This window comes from Streptomyces sp. Pv4-95 (genome assembly GCF_045782725.1).
Lineage (GTDB): Bacteria > Actinomycetota > Actinomycetes > Streptomycetales > Streptomycetaceae > Streptomyces.
This window is the reverse complement of sequence record NZ_CP127172.1, coordinates 2349661-2364583: the sequence shown is the minus strand read 5'-3', so window position 1 is coordinate 2364583 and position 14923 is coordinate 2349661. Positions and strand designations below refer to the sequence as shown.

General features: G+C 65.0%; 3 protein-coding genes, 1 tRNA gene and 3 rRNA genes. 6 read left to right on the top strand and 1 reads right to left on the bottom strand.

Translation table 11 applies throughout. The features are described from left to right. The first annotated feature begins 127 nt into the window (after positions 1-127). From QOM21_RS10405 to QOM21_RS10385, 5 genes are all read left to right on the top strand, one after another. Positions 128-1656, top strand: a 16S ribosomal RNA gene (locus tag QOM21_RS10405). Positions 1657-1959: 303 nt separating this feature from the next. After that, a 23S ribosomal RNA gene (locus QOM21_RS10400) occupies positions 1960-5083 on the top strand. Between the two features lie 74 nt (positions 5084-5157). Further along, positions 5158-5274, top strand: a 5S ribosomal RNA gene (gene rrf / locus QOM21_RS10395). The 16S, 23S and 5S rRNA genes sit together here, the layout of an rRNA operon. 116 nt (positions 5275-5390) lie before the next feature. Next, positions 5391-6068, top strand: a complete 678-nt coding sequence (locus QOM21_RS10390) for a DegT/DnrJ/EryC1/StrS family aminotransferase (protein WP_407549555.1) — start codon at positions 5391-5393, stop codon at positions 6066-6068. 57 nt (positions 6069-6125) lie between these two features. Continuing rightward, positions 6126-6198, top strand: a tRNA-Thr gene (locus tag QOM21_RS10385). A 127-nt stretch (positions 6199-6325) separates the two neighbouring features. Here QOM21_RS10385 and QOM21_RS10380 read toward each other — a convergent pair. Next, a complete protein-coding gene (locus QOM21_RS10380) occupies positions 6326-8995 on the bottom strand; it encodes a SpoIIE family protein phosphatase (protein ID WP_407549553.1) in 2670 nt (889 codons plus the stop codon). 263 nt (positions 8996-9258) lie between these two features. Here QOM21_RS10380 and QOM21_RS10375 point away from each other — a divergent pair, with 263 nt between their 5' ends. After that, positions 9259-14784 carry a HAMP domain-containing protein gene (locus QOM21_RS10375; protein WP_407549551.1) on the top strand — a complete coding sequence of 1842 codons (5526 nt, stop codon included), beginning with the start codon at positions 9259-9261 and terminating at the stop codon, positions 14782-14784. Positions 14785-14923 lie beyond the last annotated feature (139 nt).

The following is a 14923-nucleotide window of genomic DNA, read 5'->3' as shown; positions in this document are numbered from 1 at the left end:
TCCTTTGAAAGTCCATCCCGTCCATGTGGCGTGGGTGGCACACACAGCGAGGACGCTGTGAACGAGCAGACTTATTCCGTCCGCTCGTTCCGCTCTCGTGTGTGTTTCGCCGGATTACCGGCAAACATTCACGGAGAGTTTGATCCTGGCTCAGGACGAACGCTGGCGGCGTGCTTAACACATGCAAGTCGAACGATGAACCTCCTTCGGGAGGGGATTAGTGGCGAACGGGTGAGTAACACGTGGGCAATCTGCCCTTCACTCTGGGACAAGCCCTGGAAACGGGGTCTAATACCGGATACGACTACCGACCGCATGGTCTGGTGGTGGAAAGCTCCGGCGGTGAAGGATGAGCCCGCGGCCTATCAGCTTGTTGGTGGGGTGATGGCCTACCAAGGCGACGACGGGTAGCCGGCCTGAGAGGGCGACCGGCCACACTGGGACTGAGACACGGCCCAGACTCCTACGGGAGGCAGCAGTGGGGAATATTGCACAATGGGCGAAAGCCTGATGCAGCGACGCCGCGTGAGGGATGACGGCCTTCGGGTTGTAAACCTCTTTCAGCAGGGAAGAAGCGAAAGTGACGGTACCTGCAGAAGAAGCGCCGGCTAACTACGTGCCAGCAGCCGCGGTAATACGTAGGGCGCAAGCGTTGTCCGGAATTATTGGGCGTAAAGAGCTCGTAGGCGGCTTGTCACGTCGGATGTGAAAGCCCGGGGCTTAACCCCGGGTCTGCATTCGATACGGGCAGGCTAGAGTTCGGTAGGGGAGATCGGAATTCCTGGTGTAGCGGTGAAATGCGCAGATATCAGGAGGAACACCGGTGGCGAAGGCGGATCTCTGGGCCGATACTGACGCTGAGGAGCGAAAGCGTGGGGAGCGAACAGGATTAGATACCCTGGTAGTCCACGCCGTAAACGTTGGGAACTAGGTGTGGGCGACATTCCACGTCGTCCGTGCCGCAGCTAACGCATTAAGTTCCCCGCCTGGGGAGTACGGCCGCAAGGCTAAAACTCAAAGGAATTGACGGGGGCCCGCACAAGCAGCGGAGCATGTGGCTTAATTCGACGCAACGCGAAGAACCTTACCAAGGCTTGACATACACCGGAAACGCCTGGAGACAGGCGCCCCCTTGTGGTCGGTGTACAGGTGGTGCATGGCTGTCGTCAGCTCGTGTCGTGAGATGTTGGGTTAAGTCCCGCAACGAGCGCAACCCTTGTTCTGTGTTGCCAGCATGCCCTTCGGGGTGATGGGGACTCACAGGAGACTGCCGGGGTCAACTCGGAGGAAGGTGGGGACGACGTCAAGTCATCATGCCCCTTATGTCTTGGGCTGCACACGTGCTACAATGGCCGGTACAATGAGCTGCGATACCGCGAGGTGGAGCGAATCTCAAAAAGCCGGTCTCAGTTCGGATTGGGGTCTGCAACTCGACCCCATGAAGTCGGAGTTGCTAGTAATCGCAGATCAGCATTGCTGCGGTGAATACGTTCCCGGGCCTTGTACACACCGCCCGTCACGTCACGAAAGTCGGTAACACCCGAAGCCGGTGGCCCAACCCCTTGTGGGAGGGAATCGTCGAAGGTGGGACTGGCGATTGGGACGAAGTCGTAACAAGGTAGCCGTACCGGAAGGTGCGGCTGGATCACCTCCTTTCTAAGGAGCATTTCTTACCGACTTCGGTTGGTCAGAGGCCACTTCGTCGGCAAATGTTCGACGGTGGTTGCTCATGGGTGGAACGTTGACTATTCGGCACATTCGGTTGGTTGTCATTAGTACTGCTTCGGCGTGGAACGTGAGGATGGATCGGGTGGGCCGGGCACGCTGTTGGGTATCTGAGGGTACGGACTTTCGAGTCTGGACCTTCGTGATGCCGGCCCCAGTGAACTCGCCTTGTGTGGCGGGGTGATGGGTGGCTGGTCGTTGCTTGAGAACTGCACAGTGGACGCGAGCATCTGTGGCCAAGTTTTTAAGGGCGCACGGTGGATGCCTTGGCACCAGGAACCGATGAAGGACGTGGGAGGCCACGATAGGCCCCGGGGAGCTGTCAACCAAGCTTTGATCCGGGGGTGTCCGAATGGGGAAACCCGGCAGTCGTCATGGGCTGTCACCCGCTGCTGAACACATAGGCAGTGTGGAGGGAACGCGGGGAAGTGAAACATCTCAGTACCCGCAGGAAGAGAAAACAACCGTGATTCCGGGAGTAGTGGCGAGCGAAACCGGATGAGGCCAAACCAGTCACGTGTGATACCCGGCAGGGGTTGCGTGGTTGGGGTTGTGGGAGTTCTCTTTCATCGTCTGCCGGCGATGAGGCAAGTCAGAAACCGTTGGTGTAGGCGAAGGGCATGCGAAAGGCCCGGCGTAGAGGGTAAGACCCCCGTAGCTGAAACATCAACGGCTTGCTTGAGAACCACCCAAGTAGCACGGGGCCCGAGAAATCCCGTGTGAATCTGGCGGGACCACCCGTTAAGCCTAAATATTCCCTGGTGACCGATAGCGGATAGTACCGTGAGGGAATGGTGAAAAGTACCGCGGGAGCGGAGTGAAATAGTACCTGAAACCGTGTGCCTACAAGCCGTGGGAGCGTCGCTGTATGTGCTTGCACATGCAGTCGTGACTGCGTGCCTTTTGAAGAATGAGCCTGCGAGTTTGCGGTATGTTGCGAGGTTAACCCGTGTGGGGAAGCCGTAGCGAAAGCGAGTCCGAATAGGGCGTTGAGTAGCGTGCCCAAGACCCGAAGCGGAGTGATCTAGCCATGGGCAGGTTGAAGCGGAGGTAAGACTTCGTGGAGGACCGAACCCACCAGGGTTGAAAACCTGGGGGATGACCTGTGGTTAGGGGTGAAAGGCCAATCAAACTCCGTGATAGCTGGTTCTCCCCGAAATGCATTTAGGTGCAGCGTCGTGTGTTTCTTGCCGGAGGTAGAGCACTGGATAGGCGATGGGCCCTACCGGGTTACTGACCTTAGCCAAACTCCGAATGCCGGTAAGTGAGAGCGCGGCAGTGAGACTGTGGGGGATAAGCTCCATGGTCGAGAGGGAAACAGCCCAGAGCATCGACTAAGGCCCCTAAGCGTGTGCTAAGTGGGAAAGGATGTGGAGTCGCAGAGACAACCAGGAGGTTGGCTTAGAAGCAGCCATCCTTGAAAGAGTGCGTAATAGCTCACTGGTCAAGTGATTCCGCGCCGACAATGTAGCGGGGCTCAAGCACACCGCCGAAGTCGTGTCATTGCAGTACATACCCCCAACGGGGACTGTGATGGGTAGGGGAGCGTCGTGTGCCGGGTGAAGCAGCCGTGGAAACGAGTTGTGGACGGTTCACGAGTGAGAATGCAGGCATGAGTAGCGATACACACGTGGGAAACGTGTGCGCCGATTGACTAAGGGTTCCTGGGTCAAGCTGATCTGCCCAGGGTAAGTCGGGACCTAAGGCGAGGCCGACAGGCGTAGTCGATGGACAACCGGTTGATATTCCGGTACCCGCTTTGAAGCGCCAAACATTGAATCAGGCGATGCTAAGTCCGTGAAGCCGGCCTGGAGTCTTCGGACAAAGGGACGTGGTGGAGCCGACGAACCAGACTTGTAGTAGGTGAGTGATGGGGTGACGCAGGAAGGTAGTCCAGCCCGGGCGGTGGTTGTCCCGGGGTAAGGGTGTAGGCCGTGTGGTAGGTAAATCCGTCACACGTTAAGGCTGAGACCTGATGCCGAGCCGATTGTGGCGAAGTGGATGATCCTATGCTGTCGAGAAAAGCCTCTAGCGAGTTTCATGGCGGCCCGTACCCTAAACCGACTCAGGTGGTCAGGTAGAGAATACCGAGGCGTTCGGGTGAACTATGGTTAAGGAACTCGGCAAAATGCCCCCGTAACTTCGGGAGAAGGGGGGCCATTTCTGGTGATCCGATTTACTCGGTGAGCTGGGGGTGGCCGCAGAGACCAGCGAGAAGCGACTGTTTACTAAAAACACAGGTCCGTGCGAAGCCGTAAGGCGATGTATACGGACTGACGCCTGCCCGGTGCTGGAACGTTAAGGGGACCGGTTAGTCACATTTCGGTGTGGCGAAGCTGAGAACTTAAGCGCCAGTAAACGGCGGTGGTAACTATAACCATCCTAAGGTAGCGAAATTCCTTGTCGGGTAAGTTCCGACCTGCACGAATGGCGTAACGACTTCTCGACTGTCTCAACCATAGGCCCGGTGAAATTGCACTACGAGTAAAGATGCTCGTTTCGCGCAGCAGGACGGAAAGACCCCGGGACCTTTACTATAGCTTGATATTGGTGTTCGGTTCGGCTTGTGTAGGATAGGTGGGAGACTTTGAAGCAGCCACGCCAGTGGTTGTGGAGTCATTGTTGAAATACCACTCTGGTCGTGCTGGATGTCTAACCTGGGTCCGTGATCCGGATCAGGGACAGTGTCTGGTGGGTAGTTTAACTGGGGCGGTTGCCTCCTAAAGAGTAACGGAGGCGCCCAAAGGTTCCCTCAGCCTGGTTGGCAATCAGGTGTTGAGTGTAAGTGCACAAGGGAGCTTGACTGTGAGACTGACGGGTCGAGCAGGTACGAAAGTAGGGACTAGTGATCCGGCGGTGGCTTGTGGAAGCGCCGTCGCTCAACGGATAAAAGGTACCCCGGGGATAACAGGCTGATCTTCCCCAAGAGTCCATATCGACGGGATGGTTTGGCACCTCGATGTCGGCTCGTCGCATCCTGGGGCTGGAGTCGGTCCCAAGGGTTGGGCTGTTCGCCCATTAAAGCGGTACGCGAGCTGGGTTTAGAACGTCGTGAGACAGTTCGGTCCCTATCCGCTGTGCGCGTAGGAGTATTGAGAAGGGCTGTCCCTAGTACGAGAGGACCGGGACGGACGAACCTCTGGTGTGCCAGTTGTCCTGCCAAGGGCATGGCTGGTTGGCTACGTTCGGAAAGGATAACCGCTGAAAGCATCTAAGCGGGAAGCCTGCTTCGAGATGAGTACTCCCACCCCCTTTGAGGGGTTAAGGCTCCCAGTAGACGACTGGGTTGATAGGCCAGATATGGAAGACCGGTAACGGTTGGAGTTGACTGGTACTAATAGGCCGAGGGCTTGTCCTCAGTTGCTCGCGTCCACTGTGTAGGTTCTGAAGTAACGACCTGTGTTTTTGCCGGGTTGGTTAACTTCATAGTGTTTCGGTGGTCATTGCGTTAGGGAAACGCCCGGTTACATTTCGAACCCGGAAGCTAAGCCTTTCAGCGCCGATGGTACTGCAGGGGGGACCCTGTGGGAGAGTAGGACGCCGCCGAACAATCATTCAGCTCCGGTCCCTGAACCTCTTGGTTCAGGGACCGGAGCTTTTTTGTTCTGGTCTTCTGGTGGTGCTCGTAACGTGACGTTCACCTGGCCTGACCAGGATCCGCAGACATGGGGACATTCGAAACGCTCAAGTCCGCCGGGGTGCGCGCCGGCGATGAGGTCGTGGTGCCCGCCTACGGCAACGCCGAAGTGGCCGAGGCGGTCGTCCAGTTGCGTGCCTTGCCGGTGTTCGCCGACGTGGACGCCGACAGCTACTGCGTGGACCCGGCCGCTGTGTCCGACGTCGTCACCAGCAGGACCGCCGCGGTCGTTGCTGTACACCGTTTCGGTCGGCGGGCGAACGAGGCCTGGATACGTGAGATCGGCCAGCGCCACGGGTTGCTGGTGATGGTCGAGGAAGAGCCCGGGGCGGACCCGGGCGGTGTGGAGCGGCGTCGGGAGCATGCGTCGTACCTGGACGGCAGGCTCAGTGGAGTCCGGACGCCGGAGGCGGCCGTGGGGCACACGTACGAGCACTATGTCGTGCGGGTGCCGGGGAACGGGCGGCCCGACCGGGACGCGTTCGTGCGTGCCCTGCGGGCCAAGGGTGTGATGTGCCGGGTTCCCGTGCAGGCGCCCGTGTACCGGATGCCGGGGCTGCGGAGGGATGTGTTCCTGCCGCACACCGAGCGGGCCGTTGACGAGACGCTGGCGCTGCCGGCGCATGCGGGACTGTCGCGGCGGGAGTTGCACAAGGTCGTCGGTGCCTGCAATGCGCTGGGTGGATTGCTGCAGCCGGCCTTTTGATCCGATGGGTGGTTCGGAGGCGGCGCGGACTTCAGGTATGATCTATCCCGTCGACGCGCCCCAATAGCTCAGTCGGCAGAGCGTCTCCATGGTAAGGAGAAGGTCTACGGTTCGATTCCGTATTGGGGCTCAGAGAACAAAGGCCCCCGCCATTCGGCGGGGGCCTTTGTTGTGTCCGGAAGTTGACGGCGCTTCAGCCGTGGGTGGCTTTCGCTCGGGTGTGAGGGCCGGATCGGGAGAACCGGCCCTCACGGGTGTCAGTCGGTCGGGACCTCGGGCACGCGCATGGCGAGGATCGCCATGTCGTCGGAGGCCGGTTCCGCGGCGAAGCGTTCCACGGCGCGCAGGACGCGGGCGGCGACGGCGCCGGCGGTCAGGCCGGTGCAGGTGGTCAGGACGTCGGTGAGGCCGTCGTCGCCGAGCATGCGGGTGCCCTCGCGGCGTTCGGTGACGCCGTCGGTGACGCACAGGAGGACGTCGCCCGGGTCGAGGGTGACGTTCTGCTCGTAGAGTTCGAGGTCCTCCATGACGCCGAGGAGCGGCTGGGGTTCCGCGGCCGGTTCGACGGAGCCGTCCTGGCGCAGGCGCAGCGGCAGGGGATGGCCGGCGCAGACGACCTTGAGGAGGGCGCTGCCGTCCTCCTGCGGCCACAGTTCGCCGTAAAGGAGCGTCAGGAAGCGGCTGCGGGCGCCTTCGTCGAGGATCGCGGCGTTCAGTCGCTCCAGGACGGCGGGGCCGCTGAAGCCCTCGCGGGCGAGCAGGCGCAGGGCGTGCCGGGCCAGGCCTGTGACGGCGGCGGCTTCGGGGCCCGTGCCGCAGACGTCGCCGATGGCGAAGCCGTACGCGCCGTCGCGGATGGGGAAGAGGTCGTAGAAGTCGCCGCCGACCTCGTTGCCCTCGCCGGCGGCGCGGTAGATGACCTCGACCTCGACGCCGGGTACTTCGGGGAGTTCCGGGGGCAGCAGGCTGCGCTGGAGGGACTGGCTGATGGCCGTGCGCTCGGAGTAGAGGCGGGCGTTGTCCAGGGCGAGGGCGGCCCGGCGGGAGAGGTCCTCGGCGAGTTCGAGGATCTCCTGGCGGAAGTGCTCCTCGGTGGGCTTGCCGAGGGTCAGCATGCCGATGACGCGGTTGCGCGCGACGAGGGGCAGCACGACGGTCTCGCCGCCGACCGCGGACGCGGTGGCGAGCGTGGCGCCGGGGCCGGTCGAGGGGCGGGCGGAGTTGCCCAGGCCGAGGCTGCGCAGAGACGTGCGCAGGGCGGCGTCGTGTGCGGCGTCGGTGGGGGCGGTCCAGACCCGGGCGCCGGGGGTGGGGACCGGCTCGGGCGGATCGACCTTCATCAGGAGGGTCTTGAGGCCGTCGATGCGGTCCTCGTCCTCGTGCAGGACGTAGGAGAGCTCGGGTTCCGAACTCTGGTCGGCGACGGTGTAGACGGCGCACCAGGTGGCGAGGGTGGGGACCGTCATCTGGGCCATCAGGGCCAGGGTCTGGTCGCGGTCGAGGGTGCCGGCCAGGAGGTCGGAAGCCTCGACGAGGAAGGACAGCGAGCCGCGGCGGAGCCGTTCCAGTTCGGTCAGGCGGGCGCGTTCGACGGCGAGGGCGATGCGGTCGGCGGCGAACTGGAGGCGCAGCGCCTCTTCGTTGGTGTAGCGGCCGGCGGCCTCCGCGGCGACGCCGAGGGAGCCGGTCAGCCGGCCCTCGACCTTCAGCGGGACGGTGACGACCGAACGCATGCCCGTGCCGCTGAGCAGCGGGACCGCTCCGGGGACGGCGGTGAGGTCCTCGTGGACGGCGGGCATCCGGGCGGAGCCGTAGCGGCCGGAGCCGGCCTCGACCGGGACGCGGGCGAAGCGCTGGCGGGCGGAGGGCAGGCCGGTGGAGGCGCGGACCTCCAGCTCGGTCTCGTCGTCGGTGGCCAGCAGGAGGTAGGCGGCATCGCCGTCGAGCATGTCGCGGGCGCGTTCGACGGTGCGCTGGAGGAGGCCGTCGAGGTCGTCGGGGGCGGGGGAGCCGATGAAGACCTCGAACGGGTCGGACGGGCGGCCCTCCGACTGCGCGCCCTGGGAGGCGGCGTCCGGGGCGGGGTTGCGCTGCGGGCTCTGCAGGATCGCCCGTTCGTGGTCGCGGACCAGGAGGCAGACCGTGGACGCCTCGCCGTCGGCGTCGCGGACGCGGAGGTGGGAGGCGTAGACGGGGACGACCCGGCCGTCGGCGCCCCTTATGCCGTAGGAGCCCTCCCAGCGGGAGAGCTGGAGGGCCTCGGCGATGCCGGTGCCCGTGCCGGGGGTGTGCGGCCAGGCGGCGAAGTCGGTGAGGGGCTTGCCGATGACCTGCTCGGGGTCGTACGCGAAGAGGTCCTTGGCGTCGTCGTTCCAGAAACCGATGCAGCCGCTGCGGTCGATCTGGATGACCGCGACCCGGACGCGGGTGTCGGTGACCGGGAGGGCGTCCACGGGGAGGGCGGGGCCGGCGGAGCGGGTGCCGGCGGGGCGGTCGGGGAGGTCGAGCTGGAACCAGACGTGCTTCTGGGCCGCGGTGTACTCCACACCCCACCGGGAGGCGAGGGCGCCGCACAGCAGCAGGCCGCGGCCACCCTCGCGGTCCGGGTGGACGATGGTTTGGCCGGCGTTCTGGAGCGGAATCTCACGTTCGGGGTACCGGTCGGCGACGGAGATGCGCACGCCGCCGTCCGTCCGCAGGCACAGCACGTCCGCGGCGGTGCCTGCGTGCACCACGGCGTTGGTCACGAGCTCGCTCGTCAACACGACGGCGTCGTCGACGATGTCGCCGTAGCCCCAGCCCTGGAGGGTGTCACGGACGAACGCACGGGCAGTGGCGACAGAGCGCCCGACCGGCTCGAAAGTGGCGGCGGCCCGCGCGGTGATCACTGGTCTCCTCGTGCGTGTGTCGGTGATCTGCTCCCCCATGCTGCGGCGCCCCTCCGAATACCTGTTGTGCTCGCACCACCGCCCGTACTGGATGGCCGGGGCGGGGTGGACAGCCGTATGCCAGGTTACTTACCTTCGCCGCGCCTGCGGATGCCGGTCACGTGTGTTTCCGCCCTAATCGTGCCCCGGGACGGGTGTGCGATGCTGCCGAACTGTTATGGCCTCGTTGGGCCATGGTGAAACACTGGGCGAGCATCACGAGAAAGCCTGGGTAGAACGGTCGACCCTGCGGGAGGGACACGGTGGAGTCTGGCGCAGCGGCGCGGGGCGCAAGCACACGCGCAAAAGGCGGACGATCCCGGAACAATGGGACGACCGAGGTGGATACGGCTGCCCTGAATCGGCTGTTGGTCGCTCTTGTCGCCATGCGGGACGGGAACTTCCGCAAGCGGTTGACGGTTTCCGGCGACGGCGTCATGTCGGAGATCGCGGCGGTATTCAACGAGGTGGCGGACCGCAATCTGCACCTGACGGGTGAGCTCGCCCGGGTGCGCAGGGTGGTCGGTCGTGAGGGAAAACTCACGGAACGGCTGGAGGTCGGTGCCTGCGAGGGCTCCTGGGCCGCGGCCATCGACGCCTCGAACGCCTTGGTGGACGACCTCGTACGGCCCGTCTCCGAAGTGGGACGGGTGCTGTCGGCGGTGTCCGAGGGTGACCTGGAACAGCGGATGGACCTGCGCTCGCGCAGTTCGGACAGCTCCTCGGAGCATCCGTTGCGGGGCGAGTTCCTCAAGGTCGGCCGTACGGTCAACGGCCTGGTCGACCAGCTCTCGGCGTTCACCGACGAGGTCACGAGGGTGGCCAGCGAGGTCGGTACGGAGGGCAAGCTCGGCGGTCAGGCGCGGGTGCGCGGAATGTCGGGTTCGTGGAAGGACCTCACGGAATCCGTCAACACGATGGCCTCCCGGCTCACCGCGCAGGTGCGTGACATTGCTCTCGTCACCACCGCGGTCGCGAAGGGTGATCTGTCCCGGAAGGTGACGGTTCACGTCGCCGGCGAGATGCTGGAGCTGAAGAACACCGTCAACACGATGGTGGACCAGCTCTCCTCGTTCGCCTCCGAGGTCACCAGGGTCGCCCGCGAGGTCGGCACCGAAGGGGAGCTCGGCGGTCAGGCGCAGGTCCCCGGTGTCGCCGGAGTGTGGAAGGACCTCACGGATTCGGTCAATCTCATGGCCGGAAACCTCACCGCACAGGTCCGCGGCATCGCCCAGGTCACGACAGCGGTCGCGAACGGCGACCTGTCGCAGAAGGTCACGGTCAGCGCGCGCGGCGAGGTCGCGCAGCTCGCCGACACGATCAACACCATGACCGAGACGTTGCGCACCTTCGCGGACGAAGTGACGCGGGTGGCGAGCGAGGTCGGCGCCGAGGGCCAGCTCGGCGGTCAGGCGCAGGTGCCGGGCGCGGCGGGAACGTGGAAGGACCTCACCGACTCGGTGAACACCGCGTTCCGCAACCTCACGGCGCAGGTGCGGGACATCGCGCAGGTGACGACGGCGGTCGCCAACGGTGACCTGTCCCAGACGATCACCGTCGACGTGGCCGGCGAGATGCTGGAGCTGAAGAACACCGTCAATACGATGGTGGGTCAGCTGTCGTCGTTCGGTGCCGAAGTGACGCGCGTGGCGCGGGAGATCGGTGTCGAGGGTGAGCTCGGCGGCCAGGCCGCGGTGCCGGGCGCGGCGGGGACGTGGAAGGACCTCACGGACTCCGTGAACACCGCCTTCCGGAACCTGACCGGGCAGGTGCGCAACATCGCGCAGGTGACGACGGCGGTCGCCAACGGCGACCTGTCCCAGAAGGTCACCGTCGATGTCTCCGGCGAGATGCTCCAGCTGAAGAACACCGTGAACACCATGGTGGACCAGCTGTCGTCGTTCGCCGATCAGGTCACCCGGATGGCCAGGGACGTGGGCACGGAGGGCCGCCTGGGCGGCCAGGCCCGCGTGGACGGCGTCAGCGGTACCTGGAAGGAACTCACCGACTCCGTCAACTTCATGGCGGGGAACCTCACCTCGCAGGTGCGGCAGATCGCGCAGGTGACCACGGCGGTCGCGCGGGGCGACCTGTCGCAGAAGATCGACGTCGACGCGCGCGGCGAGATCCTGGAGCTGAAGAACACCATCAACACGATGGTCGACCAGCTCTCCGCGTTCGCCGAGCAGGTCACCCGGGTCGCCCGGGAGGTCGGTACGGACGGCAGGCTGGGCGGCCAGGCGCAGGTGCCGGGCGTCGCGGGCGTCTGGCGGGACCTGACCGACTCGGTGAACGGCATGGCCGGGAACCTGACCGCTCAGGTCCGCAACATCGCGCAGGTCGCCACGGCGGTCGCGCGCGGTGACCTGTCGCAGAAGATCGACGTGGACGCCCGGGGCGAGATCCTGGAGCTGAAGAACACCCTCAACACGATGGTCGACCAGCTCTCGTCCTTCGCGGAGCAGGTCACCCGGGTCGCCCGCGAGGTGGGCACCGAGGGCATCCTGGGCGGCCAGGCCGAGGTGCAGGGCGTCAGCGGGACGTGGAAGGACCTCACCCAGTCCGTCAACTTCATGGCGAACAACCTGACGTCCCAGGTGCGCAACATCGCCGAGGTGACGACAGCGGTGGCCCGCGGTGATCTGTCCAAGAAGATCACCGTCGACGCCAAGGGCGAGATCCTCGAACTGGTCACGACCGTGAACACCATGGTCGACCAGCTGTCCTCGTTCGCCGAGCAGGTGACGCGGGTGGCCCGTGAGGTGGGCACCGAGGGGCAGCTGGGCGGTCAGGCGCGGGTGCCGGGTGCCACCGGTATCTGGCTGGATCTCAGCGACAACGTGAACCTGATGGCCAACAACCTGACCATCCAGGTCCGCAACATCTCGCAGGTCTCGGCGGCGGTCGCCAACGGCGATCTGACGAAGAAGGTGACGGTCGAGGCGCGCGGCGAGGTCGCGCAGCTCGCCGACACGGTCAACACCATGGTCACGACGCTGTCGTCGTTCGCCGACGAGGTCACGCGAGTGGCCCGCGAGGTGGGCACCGACGGCATCCTGGGCGGTCAGGCCCGCGTCCCCGGCGTCGCCGGTACGTGGAAGGACCTCACCGAGTCGGTGAACTCCATGGCCAACAACCTCACCGGCCAGGTCCGCAACATCGCCATGGTCACCACCGCCATCGCCAAGGGTGATCTGACCAAGAAGATCGACATCGACGCGCGGGGTGAGATCCTCGCGCTGAAGACCACCATCAACACCATGGTCGATCAGCTGTCGTCCTTCGCCGAGCAGGTCACCAGGGTGGCCCGCGAGGTGGGTACGGAAGGCCAGCTGGGCGGTCAGGCGCAGGTGCGGGGCGTGGCCGGCACCTGGAAGGACCTGACCGAATCGGTGAACGAGATGGCCGGCAACCTGACCCGTCAGGTGCGTGCCATCGCCGCGGTCGCCGCGGCGGTCACCCTCGGCGACCACAACGTCCGCATCGATGTGGACGCGGCCGGCGAGATCCTGGAACTCCAGGACAACGTCAACACCATGATCTCCACGCTCCGGGAGACCACCCTCGCCAACGAGGAACAGGACTGGCTCAAGGGCAACCTCGCCCGGATCTCCGGCCTGATGCAGGGCCGGCGCGACCTCAAGGACGTCGCCACGCTCATCATGAGCGAGCTCTCGCCCGCGGTCTCGGCACAGCACGGCGCGTTCTTCCTCGCCGCGCAGCCCGACAGCCAGGAGATCGGCGCGGACGGCGGCGAGGCGGGCGCGTACGAGCTGCGGCTGATGGGCTCCTACGGCTACGCCATGGGCGGGATGCCGACGACCTTCCGGCCGGGCGAGACGCTGATCGGCACGGCCGCCGAGGAGGGGCGCACCATCCTGGTGGAGAACGTCCCCTCGGGCTACCTCAAGATCGCCTCCGGGCTCGGGGAGGCTCCGCCGGCCAACGTGATCGTGCTGCCGGTGCTCTTCGAGGACAAGGTGCTGGGCGTGATCGAGCTGGCCTCGTTCCAGCCGTTCACCCAGATCCAGAAGGACTTCCTCAGCCAGATCGCCGAGATGATCGCCACCAGCGTCAACACCATCTCGGTCAACACCAAGACCGAGGTCCTGCTCAAGCAGTCGCAGGAACTGACCGAGCAGCTCAAGGAGCGCTCCGGTGAGCTGGAGAGCCGGCAGAAGGCGCTGGAGCTGTCCAACTCCGAGCTGGAGGAGAAGGCCGAGCAGCTGCGGGCGCAGAACCGCGACATCGAGGTGAAGAACACCGAGATCGAGGAGGCGCGGCAGGTCCTGGAGGAGCGCGCCGAGCAGCTCGCGGTCTCCATGCGCTACAAGTCGGAGTTCCTGGCGAACATGTCGCACGAGCTGCGCACGCCGCTGAACTCGCTGCTGATCCTCGCCAAGCTGCTGGCCGACAACGCCGAGGGCAATCTCTCCCCGAAGCAGGTGGAGTTCGCCGAGACGATCCACGGGGCGGGCAGCGACCTGCTCCAGCTGATCAACGACATCCTCGACCTGTCGAAGGTCGAGGCGGGCAAGATGGACGTCAGCCCGACGCGGATCGCGCTGGTCCAGCTCGTCGACTACGTCGAGGCGACGTTCCGGCCGCTGACCGCGGAGAAGGGACTCGACTTCTCCGTGCGGGTCTCCCCGGAGCTGCCGGCCACCCTGCACACCGACGAGCAGCGCCTGCTCCAGGTGCTGCGCAACCTGCTGTCCAACGCGGTGAAGTTCACCGACAGCGGCGCCGTGGAGCTGGTCATCCGGCCGGCCCGCACGGACGTGCCGGTGGCGATCCGGGAGCAGCTGCTGGAGCACGGTTCGCTGCGCGACCCGGACGCCGACATGATCGCCTTCTCGGTGACCGACACCGGTATCGGTATCGCGTCGAGCAAGATGCGGGTCATCTTCGAGGCCTTCAAGCAGGCGGACGGCACGACCAGCCGCAAGTACGGCGGTACGGGTCTCGGCCTGTCCATCAGCCGGGAGATCGCCCGGCTGCTGGGCGGTGAGATCCATGCGGCCAGTGAGCCCGGCCGCGGCTCCACCTTCACGCTGTACCTGCCGCACAACCCCGGTGGGCTGCCTCCGCAGGGCTACCCGCAGCTGGTGGCCGGCGGGCTGGCGATGGACGCGGAGGCACGCGAGACGGAGGTCGTGCGGCAGGCCGAGGCCGAGGAGCTGCAGGGTGAGGAGCCGAACGACCCCGGCACCCTCAACCGGCGGCGCAGGCGCAGCGTTTCGGGCGGCGCCCGGCGGTTCGCGCTGCCGCCGTCGTCCCTGCCGCCGAAGCATCCGGCGCAGGCGCCCTCACAGCCGTCCCAGCCCGCGCAGCCGACCACCCAGCAGCCCGCGGACGAGCAATGGCTCGGCAACGGCCAGGATCTGGTGGCCCCGGGGCCCGAGGGCGGGTTCCATGGTGAGAAGGTGTTGATCGTCGACGACGACATCCGCAACGTCTTCGCGCTCACCAGCGTCCTGGAGCAGCACGGGCTCTCGGTGCTGTACGCGGAGAACGGCCGGGAAGGCATCGAGGTGCTCGAACAGCACGACGATGTGGTCCTGGTGCTGATGGACATCATGATGCCGGAGATGGACGGTTACGCGACCACGGCCGCGATCCGTCGGATGCCGCAGTTCGCCGGGCTGCCCATCATCGCGCTGACCGCGAAGGCGATGAAGGGCGACCGGGAGAAGAGCATCGACTCCGGAGCCTCCGACTATGTGACCAAGCCGGTGGATACCGATCATCTGTTGTCGGTCATGGAGCAATGGATGCGCGCGGAGTGACGGGGCGTCCACTATGGAGCCGAAAGAGGATCACCGCGTGCTGACTCAGGGTCGCCGTGGACGTGTGGAAGCGTGGGATTCGGGGAACCTTCTGGTCTCCCGCTGCGTTTCTGCTACGTGCACAGTGACATCGCGGTGA

Bases quoted from the DNA above. Each gene is read 5' to 3' on its own strand.
- QOM21_RS10390 (WP_407549555.1), top strand. From the start codon at position 5,391: ATGGGGACATTCGAAACGCTCAAGTCCGCCGGGGTGCGCGCCGGCGAT.
- QOM21_RS10380 (WP_407549553.1), bottom strand. From the start codon at position 8,995: ATGGGGGAGCAGATCACCGACACACGCACGAGGAGACCAGTGATCACC.